Annotated in this window: 15 protein-coding genes, 1 tRNA gene and 3 pseudogenes; 13 read left to right on the top strand and 6 right to left on the bottom strand. The window is 45.6% G+C overall.

Features of this window, described 5'->3' with window-relative positions:
* Window positions 1-161: 161 nt before the first annotated feature.
* The 4 genes and pseudogenes from ACEW9J_RS10255 to ACEW9J_RS10240 all read left to right on the top strand — a co-directional run bounded on the left by ACEW9J_RS10255 (window position 162) and on the right by ACEW9J_RS10240 (window position 4,159).
* Window positions 162-1,748, top strand: a complete 1,587-nt coding sequence (locus ACEW9J_RS10255; RefSeq protein ID WP_373545018.1) for an NAD(P)H-quinone oxidoreductase subunit 4 — start codon at window positions 162-164, stop codon at window positions 1,746-1,748.
* A gap of 117 nt (window positions 1,749-1,865) precedes the next feature.
* Window positions 1,866-1,939 (top strand) — tRNA-Pro (locus ACEW9J_RS10250).
* A gap of 143 nt (window positions 1,940-2,082) precedes the next feature.
* The gene (locus tag ACEW9J_RS10245) at window positions 2,083-2,721 is read left to right on the top strand and encodes a hypothetical protein (RefSeq protein ID WP_373545017.1); all 639 of its coding nucleotides are present in this window, start codon (window positions 2,083-2,085) and stop codon (window positions 2,719-2,721) included.
* 46 nt (window positions 2,722-2,767) lie between these two features.
* Window positions 2,768-4,159, top strand: a pseudogene (locus ACEW9J_RS10240) (ISKra4 family transposase).
* A gap of 17 nt (window positions 4,160-4,176) precedes the next feature.
* Here ACEW9J_RS10240 and ACEW9J_RS10235 read toward each other — a convergent pair.
* The 6 genes and pseudogenes from ACEW9J_RS10235 to ACEW9J_RS10210 all read right to left on the bottom strand — a co-directional run bounded on the left by ACEW9J_RS10235 (window position 4,177) and on the right by ACEW9J_RS10210 (window position 9,801).
* On the bottom strand, window positions 4,177-5,049 hold the full coding sequence (locus ACEW9J_RS10235; protein WP_373545016.1) for a phosphatidate cytidylyltransferase: 873 nt from the start codon (window positions 5,047-5,049) through the stop codon (window positions 4,177-4,179).
* Between the two features lie 35 nt (window positions 5,050-5,084).
* Complete coding sequence (gene cbiT, locus ACEW9J_RS10230) at window positions 5,085-5,684, bottom strand: precorrin-6Y C5,15-methyltransferase subunit CbiT (protein WP_373545015.1); 600 nt, start codon at window positions 5,682-5,684, stop codon at window positions 5,085-5,087.
* A gap of 230 nt (window positions 5,685-5,914) precedes the next feature.
* Entirely contained in the window at window positions 5,915-6,904 is a 990-nt protein-coding gene (fmt, locus tag ACEW9J_RS10225) for a methionyl-tRNA formyltransferase (protein ID WP_373545014.1), read from the bottom strand.
* A 222-nt stretch (window positions 6,905-7,126) separates the two neighbouring features.
* The gene (locus ACEW9J_RS10220) at window positions 7,127-8,659 is read right to left on the bottom strand and encodes an NAD(P)H-quinone oxidoreductase subunit N (protein ID WP_373545013.1); all 1,533 of its coding nucleotides are present in this window, start codon (window positions 8,657-8,659) and stop codon (window positions 7,127-7,129) included.
* Between the two features lie 106 nt (window positions 8,660-8,765).
* Window positions 8,766-9,062, bottom strand: a pseudogene (locus ACEW9J_RS10215) (LuxR C-terminal-related transcriptional regulator); the annotation flags it as partial.
* A 49-nt stretch (window positions 9,063-9,111) separates the two neighbouring features.
* Window positions 9,112-9,801 (bottom strand): NlpC/P60 family protein, encoded by a 690-nt coding sequence (locus ACEW9J_RS10210; protein ID WP_373545012.1) that lies wholly within the window; start codon window positions 9,799-9,801, stop codon window positions 9,112-9,114.
* Window positions 9,802-10,349: 548 nt separating this feature from the next.
* On the opposite strand from ACEW9J_RS10210, the gene ACEW9J_RS10205 reads away from it, so the two are divergent.
* The 9 genes and pseudogenes from ACEW9J_RS10205 (at window position 10,350) to ACEW9J_RS10165 (ending at window position 17,590) form a co-directional block, all read left to right on the top strand.
* On the top strand, window positions 10,350-10,979 hold the full coding sequence (locus ACEW9J_RS10205) for a Tfp pilus assembly protein FimT/FimU (RefSeq protein WP_373545011.1): 630 nt from the start codon (window positions 10,350-10,352) through the stop codon (window positions 10,977-10,979).
* Window positions 10,980-11,065: 86 nt separating this feature from the next.
* Window positions 11,066-11,710 carry a hypothetical protein gene (locus tag ACEW9J_RS10200; RefSeq protein WP_373545010.1) on the top strand — a complete coding sequence of 215 codons (645 nt, stop codon included), beginning with the start codon at window positions 11,066-11,068 and terminating at the stop codon, window positions 11,708-11,710.
* The gene (locus tag ACEW9J_RS10195; RefSeq protein ID WP_373545009.1) at window positions 11,652-13,091 is read left to right on the top strand and encodes a PilW family protein; all 1,440 of its coding nucleotides are present in this window, start codon (window positions 11,652-11,654) and stop codon (window positions 13,089-13,091) included. Before ACEW9J_RS10200 ends, ACEW9J_RS10195 begins: the two co-directional genes overlap by 59 nt.
* Window positions 13,092-13,144: 53 nt before the next feature.
* A complete protein-coding gene (locus ACEW9J_RS10190; protein WP_373545008.1) occupies window positions 13,145-13,627 on the top strand; it encodes a Tic20 family protein in 483 nt (160 codons plus the stop codon).
* A gap of 136 nt (window positions 13,628-13,763) precedes the next feature.
* Complete coding sequence (rplU, locus tag ACEW9J_RS10185) at window positions 13,764-14,132, top strand: 50S ribosomal protein L21 (RefSeq protein ID WP_373545007.1); 369 nt, start codon at window positions 13,764-13,766, stop codon at window positions 14,130-14,132.
* Between the two features lie 69 nt (window positions 14,133-14,201).
* A complete protein-coding gene (gene rpmA / locus ACEW9J_RS10180) occupies window positions 14,202-14,468 on the top strand; it encodes a 50S ribosomal protein L27 (RefSeq protein WP_373539033.1) in 267 nt (88 codons plus the stop codon).
* Window positions 14,469-14,900: 432 nt separating this feature from the next.
* A pseudogene (locus ACEW9J_RS10175) lies at window positions 14,901-15,401 on the top strand (DegT/DnrJ/EryC1/StrS family aminotransferase); the annotation flags it as partial.
* 201 nt (window positions 15,402-15,602) lie between these two features.
* Window positions 15,603-17,036: a BCD family MFS transporter gene (locus ACEW9J_RS10170; protein WP_373545006.1), complete on the top strand. Its 1,434-nt coding sequence runs from the start codon at window positions 15,603-15,605 to the stop codon at window positions 17,034-17,036.
* Between the two features lie 347 nt (window positions 17,037-17,383).
* Entirely contained in the window at window positions 17,384-17,590 is a 207-nt protein-coding gene (locus ACEW9J_RS10165) for a hypothetical protein (protein ID WP_373545005.1), read from the top strand.
* Window positions 17,591-17,614 lie beyond the last annotated feature (24 nt).

Here is a 17,614-nt window from a genome sequence, read left to right as displayed (position 1 = left end):
AGATTAACAGTTAATGTTGCCATTGGCGATCGTTGCAATCGCGATCGCGGATCGTCTGTCATGCGGCAACGTCTGTGAGAATTTTCGACCTATTCGCCTACATTTCAAGCGTCCCGAAATATATTAATTAATCTATCGGGTGCATCCCGATTTAAATGCCTATGAATAGCTTTCCCTGGCTGACAACGATTATCTTATTTCCAGTCCTCGCATCCCTCGCCATTCCGGTCATTCCAGACAAAGATGGGCGGACAGTGCGGTGGTACGCCCTGATTGTGGGCTTACTCGATTTTATCTTGATTGTCTATACATTTGCCAATCACTATGACATGCAGAGCGATCGGTTACAACTGGTCGAGAGCTATGCGTGGGTACCCCAGCTAGATCTGAGATGGTCGGTGGGCGTAGATGGTCTCTCTATGCCGCTAGTTTTGCTCACAGGCTTTATCAGTACGTTGGCTATCTTAGCAGCTTGGCCTGTGACCTTCAAGCCCAAACTATTTTACTTCCTGATGTTGGTCATGTACGGCGGACAAGTAGCTGTATTTGCCGTACAGGATATGTTACTATTTTTCCTCGTCTGGGAACTCGAACTGATCCCAGTCTATTTATTCTTGTCAATTTGGGGCGGAAAGAAGCGATTGTACGCTTCGACCAAATTTATCCTATATACGGCTGGTGGCTCCTTATTCATCCTGGTCGCTGCCTTAGCGATGGGATTTTATGGTGAGACGATCAGCTTTGATATGCGGACATTAGCTGCCAAAAATTATGCCCACAATTTCCAGCTATTTATGTATGCGGGGTTGTTGATTGCTTATGGTGTGAAACTACCGATTATCCCGCTCCATACCTGGCTCCCAGACGCACATGGAGAGGCAACTGCACCCGTACACATGTTGCTGGCGGGAATTTTGTTGAAGATGGGTGGTTATGCCCTGATTCGGATGAATGCAGGGATGTTGCCCGATGCTCATGCTACATTCGCACCAGTATTGATCGTGCTAGGAGTCGTAAATATCGTCTATGCGGCATTGACTTCTTTCGCGCAACGCAATCTCAAACGGAAAATTGCTTATTCTTCAATTTCGCACATGGGATTTGTGTTGATTGGGATTGCGTCATTTACCGATATCGGGATGAGTGGTGCAGTCTTGCAAATGGTTTCACACGGCTTGATTGGGGCGAGTTTATTCTTCCTCGTTGGGGCTACTTACGATCGCACTCACACCTTGATGCTCGATGAGATGGGCGGTGTCGGTCAAAAGATGAAAAAGATTTTTGCGATGTTTGTCGCCTGTTCGATGGCTTCGCTAGCATTACCAGGGATGAGCGGCTTTGTTGCCGAACTGATGGTATTTGTCGGCTTTGTCACTAGCGATGCCTACAATCCTCAGTTTAAAGCGATCATGGTGCTGATTGCCGCGATCGGCGTCGTCCTGACACCGATTTATCTGCTCTCGATGTTGCGAGAAATCTTCTATGGTGCGGAAAATAAAGAGCTAGTCGAACATGAAGAACTAGTCGATGCCGAACCCAGAGAGGTATTTATCATCGCTTGTCTATTGGTACCGATTATCGGGGTCGGTTTCTATCCCAAACTGCTCACTCAGATTTACGATCCGACTACTACTGCACTGACAGCACATCTCCGCGACTCCGTACCCACCATCGCTCACCAACAATCCGATCCTGTGGCTATGGGTGAGTTGCTCCGAGCACCCAAGATTGTGAATACTGCTAGTTGACACTTACTCAGTGTTCAGAGCGGCTGTAAGTAAAAAAGCTCCCATAGTTTGTGGGAGCTTTTTTAGCAAAATGTTATAATCTGTCAGTAAGATGTTGAGCATAGCTATCGCGATCGACGGGATGTGGCGCAGTTTGGTAGCGCACTGCTTTCGGGAAGCAGGGGTCGGAGGTTCAAATCCTCTCATCCCGACTAGGGGAAAAAACAGCACTAGAAAAGGGTTTCGGTAAGGTTTTCAAGACCTTGCTGAAGCCCTTTTGTTGTCATTCAGGCAACGTAAAAGGGTGATTAGGGGTGTTAAGACATGACGTTTTTACCACCTTTTTTACCACCACATGAAAGTCACGATCGAAACTAAAAAAACCGGACACCTACTCAGATGGGTTTGTCCGCAGACGCGGAAGCGCGTATCTATTTCTGTTAATGAAGCATCTGACGGGCGAAACCCAACGAAGTTAAAGGATCGAATCGAAAGTGACATCAAACACGGCGAATACGATCCAACCCTGGTAAGGTACCGCCCCAAAACCATTGGGAAGAACAAGACTGAATTAACCACAGTAGAGCTATTCGATCGCTTCACCCAGTACAAACAGAAGTACGGGGGATCGCGTAAAGCATTGAGCAAAGCATCGATCGATACTCGGTACAAGTACTTGAAGGTGATGTTAGAGAAGCATTTGGACATTCCGGCATCCAGTGTCGATCGACAAACGATCGATGCTTTCACATTGGTCTGCCAAAAACTCAAGCCAGATACCGCCAAACAAAGAATATGGCTGCTTAAAGCCGCGTGGGATTGGGGAAAAGATAAGTTTCAATTGCCCGATCCAAACCCTTGGGATGAGATAGCAACGCGGTTTGACTCGGTGCCAGTGCAACCAGTCCCCGCATTCTCTAGGGATGAAGTTAAGAAAATTCTCGATGGTTTCCGCAGGGCGCATCTAGTGGTTGTGGGAGGGGTCAAAAAGTAAAAAAGGATGAGAGAATTACTCCATCCGCAACAAAAACAAATTGACTATGACTGTACAACATCTAGAGCACCTATATTCAGATCGAGCGGAATGGTTATCTTGTTGCGAACAGTTGAGGCAAGCAATTACACTGCCAGACTTAGTTTGGATGGCATTACAACTGGGATTGCTATTTGCCCGGTTGGCAGTGGAACAAGAACTGAGCAACCGCGCCATAGTAAGAACGAATTGGCAATCGTGCCCTGGCTGTCAAAAACAAGTTCGGTCAAAAGGATTCCGTCCACGCCAAATGTCCACTTTGATTGGGTGTATCAAATGAAAGCGAAGAGTCGGAAAATGCACAACGAAAACCTGTAAAGTCAGTCTCAGTGTGCCGTTGGATGAGGCATTAGGAATTACACCAAATCAAGTTAGTAGTGAGGAACTAATCCGCTTAGGATGCTTGCTCAGTATTGTCATGCCTTACGAGCTATCAAGTTGGATGTTGCAGCAATGCACGGGGATTGCGGTTAGTGCCAGTACTCTATGGAACTGGGTTGAGCGATATGGATCTTCATCCAAGTCTCGATTAGAAGCGCAACTAGAGCAATATCTTCAGGGCGAATCAATGCCAAGAGAAAGTATAGATGAGGTGACAGCCGCGCTGCGTCTAACTATCGCCGCAGATGGAGTCATGGTGCCGTTTAGACCCAATCCCAAAACGCCTAAAGGTAAAATTCAATGGCGTGAGGTCAAGGTTGGTTTACTAGTCCGATTAGGTCACAGGATTACTCGTGCAGGTAAACAGGTAACTCGGTTGTGTCGTCGCCGACTCGTTGCTGTATTGGGAGATATTGATACTTTTATCACCCGCATCCAATTGGAAGCACAGCTTCAATCTTATGCCTGTGTGCCACAAGTGATTTGGCTCAGTGACGGTGGGCGTGGCTTTTGGCGGGTCTATCGTCAATGTTTTGCCGATTGTGCCATTGGCATCCTCGACTTTTACCATGCTGCTGGGCATCTGTGGCGTGCTACTGTTGCTCTGTTTGATGGTCATTCCCCTGATGCCATCCACTGGTTTAAACGTTGGCGTTCTCTTCTGCGACATGGACACCACCAAACTGTGCTCGATTCTCTAGCTTCACTGGCTAGTTCCGATCTTGCCCAGGGTGAGAATTTAGAGACAGTTCAACAGGTTCAAGCTTATTTTCAAACTCATCAGCTCCATATTCGCTACCACTCCTTTAAACGACAGCAATGTCCCCTTGGTAGTGGCATGATTGAAAGTGCCTGTAAATGGCTAATTCAACAACGATTTAAAGGGGTTGGGATGCGTTGGAGTGAGGATGGTTTCAATCATCTACTTCACTTGAGACTTGATTGGGTTAATCATCGTTTTGATTCCTTATTCCCTCATGTCTCTATCCGGCAAATTGACCCCTCCCACAACCGCTAGATGCGCCCATCGGCTACTTAAATCAATGGTAAAACTAACTTGACAAAATAGTAAACCAGCGGCGCAGTGAAAATATAACTATCCGTGCGATCGAGCATACCACCGTGTCCAGGAATCAGTTCCCCCGAATCCTTGACCCCTGCATCGCGCTTCATCATCGACTCGGTGAGATCGCCCAACATACTCGTCAATCCAATCAGACTCCCCAACGCCACACCACTGATGTACCAATGATGCCAATGTAACGCCCACCCACCAGTCATCGCCACTCCAATACTGCCCATCAGCCCGAAGACCGCCCCTTCCACCGTCTTTTTGGGGCTGATTTCGGACAATCGCGTCCGTCCCAACCATTTGCCAAACAAATAACCGCCGATATCTACCGCCCAAATACACATAAATGAGAGTAAAGTAATCGTAAAAGCTGGCGGTAAGAGCGTCAGATCGAAATTTAGCAATACTCTCGACCAATCAGTAGCAAAGGGAAAAGAATTTGTCTCGAGTGGATCTGCGCCCAATCGTAGCCGAATCCAGTAACTAGGCAAGTAACCGCCATAAAATAGACCGAATAAGGAAGTAGAAATATCCGAGATCGAGGCAATTTTGGGCAGGAACAGCAGGTAAAAGCAAATTAGGGTACCTGCAATGGGAAACAGTGCATCGTCGATACCATTGCCAATTGCGCCCACTACTAGCATGATTTGACTGACGACTAGGGTAGTTTTTTGGGCGGGTTCGATGCCTTTGGCTCGCACTAGCTTGAAATACTCGCTTTGACCCAGATAGACAATGATACAGATCCCGAGCGTAAAGTACCAACTACCTAGCACTAACATCGCCAAGGCTAGGGCAATCGCTACGATGGTGCTAATCAAACGGGCTAAAGACATTTCTGGATGGATAAATGGATAAAACTGGTAAATGTCTATACTAACTTTTCGGCACTCAGAATAAACAAAGGATCGACAGCAACCAAACGGCGACTATTCCCTCTGGTTTCGAGACGATTGACAGCAGCTTGAACGACTTCGACATTGCGGGCCTGTAAGTGCGTAAAACTCTCCGATACTTCATAGAGAGCTTCAAGGCTAGCGGCTGTCACCACGATCCGCCCTGTGGATGGTAAATATGCCCAAACTTGTTGCAAAATAGGTTTAATCGATCGACCGCCCTCAATACAGACTCGGTGTGGCACTGTCGCAATCTGCTTGAGGCATTCCGGCGCACTCCCAGTGACGATTTGGACATTTTTCACTTCAAAGCGATCGCAATTGAGTCGGATCAGATTCGCGACTTCTTCATCACGCTCGATCGCGATAATTTGTCCTTGAGGGCATAGTAACCCAATTTCTACCGGAATTGTCCCCGTTCCTGCCCCAATGTCCCACACGACTGAATTTGCTTCCAATCTCAATGCCGAAATCAGCAATAATCGAATCTCGCGCTGACTCATCGGAATCCCAGGCAATCGCTCGAATAATTCATCGGGAATGCCTGGGGAGACATATTTCCACAGTTGGGACATAATTCTTGGGGTGTCGATATCTTCAGGTATCGACAGAGGTTTAGAGTCTATTTACTCACATCTTACAGTACACAGCGACACAGACATCTAGCCCTCTACACTAGCATCAAGAATATGGATTCAGGTAAAAATACTCTTATTCGATCGACATCTACAGATTGCGTGAGGATCGAATACTGGTGCGCTACGGCAGCAGCCTAACACACCCTACGTCTACATTAAGATCTGCACTAACCCAATACCTCACCCTCCGCCAATCTCATCCCATTGACAAGATCGGTGCCAGATTGGGGACGTTTGCCAGCTAGTTGCACTTCCCGCAGGAGTAGACAACCAGAGCCTGTGAGAACAATTGGGCCTAAACCTTTGACAATTTTGACGACGGTACCAGGTACGCTAGTGCTGAGATCGAGACTGGCTATTTCTGGTAGCAACTTGTGAATTTCTATAGGTAGTTCCGCTTGCAGCTCAGTAGCTAATGGTACTGTCTCCATTATTTTGAGCGGCTGTGTGCGAAAGGTAGTGACACAGTTGGGATACAAGCCGCGAATTTGATTGTGTAATTGGATCTGCGATCGAGTCCAGTCGATCGTGTATTCTGATTTCTGAATCGGTGGTGCGGCAGTGGCGGCTGTATGCTCCTGGGGGATGGGTGTAATCCGATCGAGTTCGACGATTGTCTTTAGTAATAAATTAGCACCCGCCACAGCCAATTTTGCCATCAATCGATCGGCATTGTCCCATAGACTGACAGGGGTTTCATACTTGAGGAGCATATCCCCAGTATCCATCCCCGCATCCATCAACATGGTGGTTATCCCCGTGCGCGTCACCCCATCAGTCAAGCAGCGTTGAATCGGTGCAGCCCCGCGATACTGAGGTAACAGCGAACCATGAACATTGATACAGCCGGATCTGGGGAGATCGAGAATCTCTTGAGACAAAATCTGTCCGTAGGCTACCACTACAAATATATCTGCCGCGAGATCGCGTAATGCCGCGATCGTTTCGGGATCTTTTTTGATCCGTGCGGGTTGCCAAATCGGCAATTGATGCACCGTCGCCACTGCTTTGATCGGCGATGGTGATAATTTATTGCCCCTCCCCCGATTTTTATCTGGCTGCGTCACCACCCCCACCACCTGAAACTGGGCTTCGGCGAGGAGGATTTCTAGTGTGGGGACGGCAAATTGAGGAGTACCGAAGAAGACGATTCGCATGGGGGAAGGCTTTAGGCTTTAGGTTTTAGGTGTTAGGCGTTAGGGGGAAGGCTTTAGGTTTTAGACTTTAGGCTCTAGGGATTAAGCTTTGAGAAATAAGCCGAAATCTGAAAGTTGTTGACAACTTCTTTCTAACTATTCTGCTATCGCCACTTAGCCCCCACATTCCAGCCTAAAGCCTAAATTCTTAGCCCTAAAACCTAAAACCTAAAGCCTAATACCTCATTTAATTGCCACTTGTCGCTCCAAACTCGCTTGCAACATCGGGGTATTGCTCACAGAGTTATTGGCGATCGTAAATAGTGGATTGGAGAGGATACCTGCGAGGGAAGTCGCGATCAATGTCGCTAGAGTGGCGACTTGGAGCGATCGCATTCCTGGAATATTCCAATTTGTGACGGGGTAGTTTTTGATAACATCAGACATTTCATTGGGTTCTTTGACTACCATCATCTTGACGACGCGGAGATAGTAGTAGATCGATACAACACTAGTTACTAGTGCTAGCAATACTAAACCATAAGCACCAGCCTTCCAGCCCGCCCAAAAGATGTAGATTTTGCCGAAGAAACCAGCCAAGGGGGGAATTCCACCTAGCGACAGCAAGCAGATACTGAGTGCGAGCGTGAGAAAGGGATCTTTTTGATATAAACCAGAATAATCGCTAATCCGATCGGTACCCGTCCGCAGTGTGAATAAAATCACACAGGCAAATGCACCTAAGTTCATAAATAGATAGACAAATAGGTAAAATACCATACTGGCATAACCAGTTTCAGTACCGATTACCATCCCAATCATCACAAATCCAGCTTGAGCGATCGAGGAATATCCTAGCATCCGCTTCATACTCGTCTGAGCTAGCGCGACGACATTTCCCAAGATCATGCTCAAAATCGCCAGCGCAGTAAATACAAAATGCCACTGCTCGATTACCTGTGGAAAAGCGGTGACTAATAGTCGAATTGCTAAGGCAAATCCAGCAGCCTTGGAACCGACAGAGAGGAACGCAACTACTGGAGTTGGCGAACCTTCATATACATCGGGTGCCCACTGGTGAAAGGGTACAGCCGAAATTTTAAACGCAATTCCGGCAATGACAAATACTAAAGATACGACCAAGCCCAATGATAGACTACCATTAGCATTAGCAATGCCGATCGCGATTTCTGGTAGGGTAGTTTCGCCGCCAGATAGTCCATACAACAGGGATACACCATAGAGAAATACCGCCGAACTCGATGCACCAATCAACAGGTATTTTAACGCCGCTTCATTCGATCGCGGATCGCGTTTCATGTACCCAGTCATCAGATATGATGAGATACTCAGAGTCTCCAATGACACAAAAATTGTCACCAATTCGGTTGCTCCAGAGAGTAACATCCCGCCCAAAGTGGCTGTCAATAGAATCGTGACAAACTCAGCTAGAGCAGTACCAGTCTGCTCCACATAGCGAATCGACATCAGAATTGTCACCGCAGCAGACAGCGCAATAATTCCCCGAAACACTACACTGAGCGGATCGCTACTATACGCCCCGATAAATGCGACGGGATTGGGATTGTCCCACTGTAATACTAGAGCGGCGATCGAAGTCAACAAACCGCCCACCGCGAAGTAGGATAGACTACGGGCAGCCGTCCGCCCCAAAATCAAGTCTCCCACCAGAACTCCCAGCAGCGTAATAATGACGATTCCTTCTGGCAGAATCGCCCCAGCATTTAGCTGGGTAACTAAATTATTAAAATCCATAAGTATTTAACTTGATTAAGAACCGATCGCCGTCATTCGCCTTTAAATACCCATTCAACGTGCTTTAACGATCTTACCCTAATGCCTCACCCCTAACACCCAATCCCTATTCCCGATTTGGCAACGAACAACAATTAATATCATGTAGACAAACCTTACCCCACTGAAGTGCCCACCGGACTAATGCCACGCGATTATCGACATCGGCCTTTTCGAGAATATTGCTAATGTGGTTGTCCACAGTGCGTTTGCTGATTTCCAATCGATCGGCAATGTCTTTATTAGTCAAGCCAGCCGTTACCAGTTCGATTATTTCTATTTCTCGATCGGATAATGTCGCAGGTGTTTGCAGCTTATCATCATTTATCATTATCCCTGCCTTAGTTAATACCTGTCTAGAGTCTAAATCATCATCGACTAGGTAGGGTTCTAATCCCTTCTTCCGCGTACCCCTATCTAGAAGATCCCCTAAAGCTGTTCATTACTCGCCCACAGCAACGCAACTTAGCATAATAACCGTAACTTACCGGATCTTCAGCCAGAGGGGTCAAAATATCGATGCCAATCCCATTCCTACCCATTTGCATCCCCGAACTATGAATATAATACAAGTCACCCAAATGAATCGCAACATGATCGGTTTTTTCGGGTGTACCAAAAAATATCAGATCTCCAGGTAACATATTATCGATCGCCACCTGCTCTACAAAAGCTTCCTGCTGATAAGAGTCACGCGGTAGCCAAATCCCTTGGGACTGAAATGCCGCCTGCATCAACCCCGAACAATCGTAATCAGGTGCCACAGTACCGCCCCACAAGTACTGATTGGGCACCTGCATGGCAGCTTGAGCAAAAGCGATAATTTGCGGGATGCTAGCGGCAATTGTCGATCGATCGATCGTTACAGGTTGATAAATATCTGTAGCTAATTCCAGATGCTCGACATCTGCAAGCTTCAACCAAGCTGGATAATCATCCTCACACAATCGCACCGGAATCGCCTGCTCCGTTGGCGTCAGAGATTCAATCCGTAGATGTCGATGCGCTGAAGCTTGAGTAGCTAATCCCTGACAAATTGGGGAACTATAGAGATCGAGATCGACTCGACACCGATACTCATTAGTAGTAGTTAAATTTATCATGTTAAATCTCGATATTCATCCTCGAAGATGATTGTACTAGTTATTTATACTTAGATGCGATCGTCCGTGAATTTACTGAACTTTATCTTTATAAGTAAATCGGCTGAGGAATAAGGATTTAATAATATACATATTTGTAGGTTGGGTTGAGCCTCGAAACCCAACATCCCTGGAGCGTCGGGTTTCGAGGCTCTGCTTGGTGCAACGCACGCTGAGGAAACCTCAGCGCGATTGCATCCGCAACCCAACCTACGCAAGTTATTTAATCCTCATTTCTAAGTAAAAATACTGAGTGATGACAGTCACCTTGAATTTCAGATTGAGGTATTAAAATTGAGTTTGCACTGATTAAATCTATCGATCGATCTATCATTATTGCTAAATAGTCGGTTGGATAGAAAATATCTAAAAAAAATAAAGATCGATTAGTAATTCATGCTCGATATCTGGGCATATTAGTAGTGATACTGGCGATCGAGTATTGAATGTGCATTCGCCCATGCGATCGGTAATTATAAATTCTTAACTTTCTTGAGGAGTCATTGACTGTGGCGATTCGACTACCTAAATATAGCGATCGAGGCTTTACCTTAATCGAAATGATCGTAACCATCGCCGTTGCTGGGATCATCATGGGAATTGCCACACCTTCGTTGCTGTCACTAAACAAACCACTCCGCGACGGATCGTTGCAGTTCAAGAGTCAACTGAGTCTGATTCGATCGAAAGCAATTTCTAGCAACAAAGCTTATCGCCTCAGACCTAAGGCTGTTGCAGCAGGAGAGATCGCACGTAATTTTACTGTCGAATATGCAGCTAATTGTAGGGTAACAGCTACGGGTGGTACTGATGGCTGGCAAATGGCATCACAACTCGATCTCGATTTGCCACCAAATATCGGAATCCCACAAACACCCACTACATTACCTGTAATAGGTTCTATCACAAATCCCTTGTCGGAATGGACTGGAAAGAGTATTTGTTTTGACAATAGAGGTATCCTTGATGACACTGTTCCTAGAGTAATTGTCAAAGATTTTCGAGGCGACAATAAAGCAAAAATAGTAGCATTCGATATTACTAAAGTTGGTAATATTGATATCAGTACTTATGCTGAGAGTACGCCTTCTACTTTCACTTTAATTCCCCTGAGTAGTCAAGGTAATCCTGACTTTTAATAGTAATTAAACTAATAACTTTAGTGACGTTTAATATGTAAGTTAAAATTTAAGTTTCTTATAAAATAAATATAGAAAATAAGTATATGAGCCTAAAATTATATCGAGGTCAAACCTTTGTAAAAATAAAGCCCCCAGAACAGGGCTTTAGTTTACTTGAAACAGTCATTGCCCTGACAACACTGGGAGTTTGCCTTGCCTATGCAATGCCGCTATTTTTATACGCTAAGGTTAATAACTCTAAAAGTGAGATTCGGACGGGTGCTTTAATTGTGTCTCAGCGAGTATTTGATAATATTCGATCGCGAAAAATTAGCGATCTACCATTAACCGATGGATTCAATAATGATAATTTGGTTAGCTGTCAATTTTCTATTACAGCAGGTCTTGGTCGAATAGATACTAGCAATGGAAGTGTAGTTGATTTTAAAAATTGTGTGAATGCTACCCCGATCGCAACTGCCAATCCTTTACTCACACCCAATAATTTTAATAGTATAACTGCTGATGAGCGAATACTCACTCAAGCAATGGGACGGCAGTATCGCACATCTGTTACTTTTTGCCAAGGACTAGCTATAACGCCTGCACGCGGATCGATTCCAGCAATTCCAGCCGATCCGACAGTTTGTTCTAATAAGTATCGACAATTCAAAGTAGAGGTATTTTATAATGGCACTAAAGTATACGATCTTGAAGGTAGCTTTACAGATTTTCAGCAAAGTACGTAAATCCGATCGAGGCTTTACGCTAATAGAATTAATCGTCGGTCTATCAATTATGCTGATTGTTAGCGGTCTAGCCATGAATGCTTTGGTTGAGGCTAATGCTGGTTTCAGTAAAGATAAGAGAAATATTGAGTCTAACCAAAACATGTCTGTGATTTTAGATATGATTGGTAATGATATCAAGCAAGCTGGCGAAAACATCAGCGATAATAACTTTCCGACGATCGAATTCAACACAGTGGTTATTGAAGATATAGCCCTAACTGAAGACATTAGACCGAAGATGGGATCTTCCAAAATCATCGTCCGCAGAGCAGTAATCGATCCATTAACTTTGTGTGAGAGCATTCCTGCCAATGCAAATCCGACCACAAAGCTTTCACTTATTGTCGCTGATAATACACCAGCAATTGTTACATCTTCTGCTAATTGCGATGTTGGAACTTCATCGAGCAAATTATTTGCAGCTAGACCTTCTACAGAGTATGCGCTAACAGCGACAACAGATCCCGTCCCATCGCCATCTCTGGCTACTCTAGATCTCATTCTCCCCAGGGCTTTGAGAAAAGCCCGCGATTACCGCTGCCAACTCGACGATCTTAATCCAACTGTTGCCTATGACGACATAAGCCGTGCAACTGATACTTTTTGTAATAGTTCATCCTTAGAAGTAACAAGGGTAGCTGTATCCAATCTAAGTGGGCAATTTCTGATTTTCAATCAAACTAACGAGACAGTGGATGCTAATAATACTGCTACTGCGAAAAAATATGGCATTATAACTAATACTACGGGATTAAACGCAACTGCAACAGCTAATAACGATGAAAATAGAAAAGTTGCGTATCCGATCGGTAGCCCAATTTACGTCATCGAAGAAAGAGTTTATACACTAAGTAAACTAGGAAATTTTCAATTGTCAATAAACGGATCGGCTCCCAAAACTCTAACCAAAAAAATTGATAACTTTATAGTCTCAGCTAAAACCTATACTAATTCTACAGAGCAAATCGTTAACCCTAAACCAGCAGGTACTGGTGTCAATCCCGTAGCAACAAGCACTACTGCTCTTACTACAATAAACCCCATCTGCTATTCACCGACAACCCCACCTGAAGCTGTAACTAATCCACAAGCTACAGACGCAACCGAGACAAATCCTCAATATATTTGTAAATTTAACTCTAATACTGCGTACACAGACCCAGCGATGAACTGGAAAACATTAGCGGGTATCAAAGTCGAGCTACAGGCTAAATACGATAGTACTGGGGGCGCATCAGAAACTTCAACCAATCCTGGAGATATCGCTCAAGTCGCAAAGGCTAAAGAAAAGCTCTCTGCCAAGGCTGAATTTTTCCCTCGGAATGTTCTGTCGAAGTAAGTGCGGTATGCTTGATAAGAGAGCGTTGTAGTTAGATCTGGGAGTATCAGTGGATGAGTTCGCAAGGTTCAGAGGCAGCGGCAGACAGATTTTTTGGGAGTTTAGTCTACTTACTCCCGATCGCTGATGTATACTTTTTTGGTTCGTTCGTCTTTCAACAATTTCCGATCGTGGAGCAATTGTATCAACCATTAGCACCATTGCTGGCGATAAATAATAATCAAATTGGCGGCTTCGTGCTATTTTTTGGGCTATACCTCGGTGTAGCAATCAATCCCAAGATTAGTCGATTCATCCGGTTTAATGTGCTCCAGGCAATTCTGGTCGGCATTTTGATCTCTTTGTGTGGATTATTGCTGCGATACGTATTGCTGCCCATTCTCGGCACGGGAGCCGTAACTCAAGTATTGATGAACACGGCGTTCTTTGGTACGTGGGCGATCGCTATTTATGGCATTGTTATGTCAGCATTGGGTAAGTATACAGAAATTCCCCAACTCTCTGATGCCGCTCAGATGCAGGTCGATCGATATTAAATTATTGACGCGATCGAGTCCGATCTGTCATAATAAGGGGCTGTCTATAACTACGCTCGGATCGGGTCGCAAGCTTACAAATGTCTCAGCACATGAATTGAGACTACCCGTACGGCATTTCACATCACTAAAATCTATGACTTACGCAATTATTGAAACTGGTGGCAAGCAGATGCGTGTCGAGCCAGGTCGTTTTTATGATATCGAATTGTTACCTGGTGAAGTCGAAAGCACCGTATCGATCGATAAAGTATTCCTACTTGAAAATAACGGCAGCATCCAAATCGGTCAACCACTAGTATCTGGTGTCACCGTTGAAGGTACCATCATGCGTCACTATCGGGCGCGCAAGATCATCGTCTACAAGATGCAGCCCAAAAAGAAAACTCGTAAAAAACGCGGGCACCGTCAAGAAATGACTCGTCTGATGATCGACTCTATCAGTGTCAATGGTGCAATTATCGCTGAAGCTGTCGCCACTGAAGCTGTAGCAGTCGCAGCATAGCCGAAACGCACCCTAGCTCCTCCTTGGAGGGGAGCAATCGCAAAATAATTTTAGTAATCCGAGGTAATTATGGCTTCTAAGAAGGGTACAGGTAGTACTAGAAACGGCAGAGATTCAAACGCCCAGAGATTGGGTGTCAAAAAGTATGGTGGTGAAGTAGTCAGAGCTGGCAACATCATCGTACGTCAACGCGGATCTTCTTTCCACGTTGGTAACAATGTCGGTTTGGGTAAAGACTACACCATCTATGCTCTAGTTGATGGCGTTGTTACCTTTGAGCGCAGAGGCAAAAACGGTAAAAAAATCAGCGTTTATCCCGTTCCAGTCGCAGCTTAGGATTAGTCTTCGATCTATTTCAAAAATAGGGGTGTGCCTTCGGGTATACCCCTATTTAGTTTAAGTACTTAGCTTAAACTAGTTAACTCACATCTTGCACCAGCGACGCGCTCTTGCAGTAGGGTACCCCGATTCCTGACAAGTTAAGGTTTTCGATCGAATGTCAACACCTATATGTAGCTTAATTGTCGGTTAAATCGCACCATATAGCAGTCGCCACATTGGTTAGGAGATTAGTCCGCGAAGGCGGACTTTGCATTCTGAGCGGCGATTTCAATCGCTGTCCTCATCGCCTTGGCGACTGCTATATATCAAAAATCTCGATCGATAGTGCTAATGTATTCAATCGCTGAATGTCCGATGAAACGGTCGATCGTTAAATTGTCAAACCTGCTTGACAATTGCGATTGAAGCTTAACTTGTCACTAATCGTCTGAAGATGCCAGCATCACATCCAAAGCCAAGTTTTTGGCAACCCAAGCCCGCGATCCGTCTCCCCATCTCATCCTCCGAGGTACTCTCGCCGGAATTGGGCGCGGACAATTGCTCGTCCTAAGCGATCGAGTTGCCGCCAGACGGCATAATTGTGAAGTCTATGAAAAAGCTCTGGGCAGTCTACCAGGGGTCGAATTTATGCCCTAAGCTCCCTGGGGGAGTGCTATCCGCTGGCTGACTTGCCTGACGATCGATTCTGCCGCTTTTGGTGCGGATCGCGAACAGATCCGATTAGCACTTGCCGCAGAACAGATCGAAGCCCGCCCCGTCTGGAAACCGCTGCACATGCAGCCGATCTTCAAAGATTGCGACTGCTTTGGGGGTGAAGTGGCGGAAGATCTATTCGATCGAGGTCTCTGCTTGCCTTCTGGCTCTAACTTGTCCGATGAAGATTGGGATTGTGTGATTAGTGCGATCGTCAAGTGTGCGCGGGTGTAAATCAAAGATCCTCGACTTCTTCAAGAAGTCGGGGATCTGCTGTGCTATTCAAGTATTATCGATCGACAAATCATCAAATGCACAAATCCTCTTATTAGTCAATAATCTAAATCTAAAGTTTTATTAACACTGTCATTGGTAGTTCTCAGATATGTGGTTTAAATTAGACAGACTTAGATCTATTTTTTATATTTAAATGTTATGACTACTGGCGATTTATCTAGTCCAGAACTGAGTCGAGCCAGTCACAGTAAACCCCTCCCTAAAGTCAAGTTACCCACGATGATCCGGCTGGGATTTTTTCAGATGGGCTTGGGGATGATGTCGGTGATGGTATTTGGGGTACTAAATCGGGTATTGATTAGAGAGTTGGCGGTACCGAGTACGATCGCGACTGTAATACTCGCCCTCACACTGTTTGTAGCTCCAGCGAGAATTATTTTTGGACAACTCTCCGACACCAAACCGTTATTTGGTTATCATCGCACTGGCTATATCTGGCTAGGAGCGGCTGGGCTGGTAACAAGTGCTTGGATTGCCGTACAGGTGATGTGGCAACTCGGCGCAAGCCTCAAGGAGGTAGGGTGGGCGGTGACTACCTATGGCTGGGCGGGGTTACTCGGTTTGGTATTTGCCTTGTATGGCTTGTCGGTGAGTATGTGTTCGACACCATTTGCTACTTTACTAGTAGATATTACCGACGAGGAAGATCGATCGCGCTTAGTCGCAGTCGATTGGTCGATGTTAATTGGCGGTACAATTGTCGGGGCGATTACGATCGGTGTACTACTCAAGTCATTAGAAATTAACGCGACAATTGCTCAAGTTCAAGCCCAAATCGATCGGTTATTTATCATCATTCCGGCGATCGTTTGGATCTTAACTTTTGTCAGTACTTGGGGAGTCGAAAAGAAATATTCTCGGTTTACTAATCGGGTAGGAACGCAGACGGGATCGCATTTATCATTAGGACGTGCATTATCCATTCTTACAGCCAGTCGTCAAACTCAGGTATTTTTTACCTTCTTGGTAGTGATGACACTAGGATTATTCATCCAAGATCCGATCCTCGAAACTTATGGTGGTGAAGTGTTCGATCTTCCCGTCGGCAAAACAGCAGCACTAAACGCTTTTTGGGGCGGCGGCACGTTGCTGGGTTTGAGTGCGGCGGGATTTTGGTTTATTCCCAAGCTGGGTAAACAGAAAACGGCTCGATTGGGTTGTATGCTAGTAGCGGCATCGATGCTATGGGTGATTGTTGCTGGTTTTACTCACAATCCCGTGTTTCTCCAACTGGCTCTGCTATTATTTGGGATCTGTTCGGGATTGGTGACGACTGGCGCAATTACACTGATGTTGGATCTCACCGTTCCCGAAACTGCGGGGACATTTATCGGTGCGTGGGGTTTGTCGCAAGCTTTAGCCAAGGGGTTGGCGACAGTTTTTGGTGGTGTAGCCTTAGATATTGGCAAGTCAATTTTCCCGAATATTGTCGTTGCTTACGGGTTAGTATTTAGTCTCCAAGCTCTAGCAATGATTGTAGCGGTTAAGTTGCTCGATCGGGTTAATGTGCGCGAGTTTCACACTACAGCTAAAGATGCTGTCAAAGCAGTCATCACCGCAGATGTAGATTAAACAGTTGACAGCACAACGATTGAAATCGTCGCACATGAAGCAAAGTCCGCCTGTCTTGAAAAGGTGCTTCACTTGTCTGGTCGGGTCACCCGCCCAGTTGGGAAACCCCAAGAACGCACTTTTCGCTACGCGGACTAAGTAAGATCTAAAGTATCTTAATCGCTCGTGAGCGACTGCTATAAAAGCGATTTGTTGCAGTAAGTGAGTGTAGGGTGTGTTAGGCGCAAGCCGTAACGCACCAGGGTACCGATTTAAAAATTGCTATATGTTAAGATATGTACAGCGATTGGGCAAAGCCCACGCTTCGCGAACGATCGCCCATCGTACATCTTTCAAGCCTGTAATTTATGACGTTTGAAGTCTATCCCGTTCGCGCAACGTCTCCCCAGGAGGATGACGGTAGCGATCGCAAAAATGAAGAGTTGACACCTGAGACTAATCGTCAGCCGCGTAGTGAAGCCAAGGATGAGCCGATCTTATGTCCCCACTGCCTACGTACTGCCAGTAACGGTATCAAATGTAAAGGTATCTGCGTAGCTGAAAGCGACTATTAATGATGGCTTGGGACAGATCCCCGA

Origin of the sequence: Chamaesiphon sp. (assembly GCF_041737865.1) — a bacterium.
Classification (GTDB): Bacteria; Cyanobacteriota; Cyanobacteriia; order Cyanobacteriales; family Chamaesiphonaceae; genus Chamaesiphon.
This window is presented reverse-complemented; position numbering and strand designations above follow the sequence as displayed.

What these genes read in the sequence shown, in the direction of transcription:
- ACEW9J_RS10255 (WP_373545018.1), top strand. Translation starts at nt 162, where the DNA reads ATGAATAGCTTTCCCTGGCTGACAACGATTATCTTATTTCCAGTCCTC.
- ACEW9J_RS10245 (WP_373545017.1), top strand. Translation starts at nt 2,083, where the DNA reads ATGAAAGTCACGATCGAAACTAAAAAAACCGGACACCTACTCAGATGG.
- ACEW9J_RS10235 (WP_373545016.1), bottom strand. Translation starts at nt 5,049, where the DNA reads ATGTCTTTAGCCCGTTTGATTAGCACCATCGTAGCGATTGCCCTAGCC.
- cbiT (WP_373545015.1), bottom strand. Translation starts at nt 5,684, where the DNA reads ATGTCCCAACTGTGGAAATATGTCTCCCCAGGCATTCCCGATGAATTA.
- fmt (WP_373545014.1), bottom strand. Translation starts at nt 6,904, where the DNA reads ATGCGAATCGTCTTCTTCGGTACTCCTCAATTTGCCGTCCCCACACTA.
- ACEW9J_RS10220 (WP_373545013.1), bottom strand. Translation starts at nt 8,659, where the DNA reads ATGGATTTTAATAATTTAGTTACCCAGCTAAATGCTGGGGCGATTCTG.
- ACEW9J_RS10210 (WP_373545012.1), bottom strand. Translation starts at nt 9,801, where the DNA reads ATGATAAATTTAACTACTACTAATGAGTATCGGTGTCGAGTCGATCTC.
- ACEW9J_RS10200 (WP_373545010.1), top strand. Translation starts at nt 11,066, where the DNA reads ATGAGCCTAAAATTATATCGAGGTCAAACCTTTGTAAAAATAAAGCCC.
- ACEW9J_RS10195 (WP_373545009.1), top strand. Translation starts at nt 11,652, where the DNA reads ATGGCACTAAAGTATACGATCTTGAAGGTAGCTTTACAGATTTTCAGC.
- ACEW9J_RS10190 (WP_373545008.1), top strand. Translation starts at nt 13,145, where the DNA reads ATGAGTTCGCAAGGTTCAGAGGCAGCGGCAGACAGATTTTTTGGGAGT.
- rplU (WP_373545007.1), top strand. Translation starts at nt 13,764, where the DNA reads ATGACTTACGCAATTATTGAAACTGGTGGCAAGCAGATGCGTGTCGAG.
- rpmA (WP_373539033.1), top strand. Translation starts at nt 14,202, where the DNA reads ATGGCTTCTAAGAAGGGTACAGGTAGTACTAGAAACGGCAGAGATTCA.
- ACEW9J_RS10170 (WP_373545006.1), top strand. Translation starts at nt 15,603, where the DNA reads ATGACTACTGGCGATTTATCTAGTCCAGAACTGAGTCGAGCCAGTCAC.
- ACEW9J_RS10165 (WP_373545005.1), top strand. Translation starts at nt 17,384, where the DNA reads ATGACGTTTGAAGTCTATCCCGTTCGCGCAACGTCTCCCCAGGAGGAT.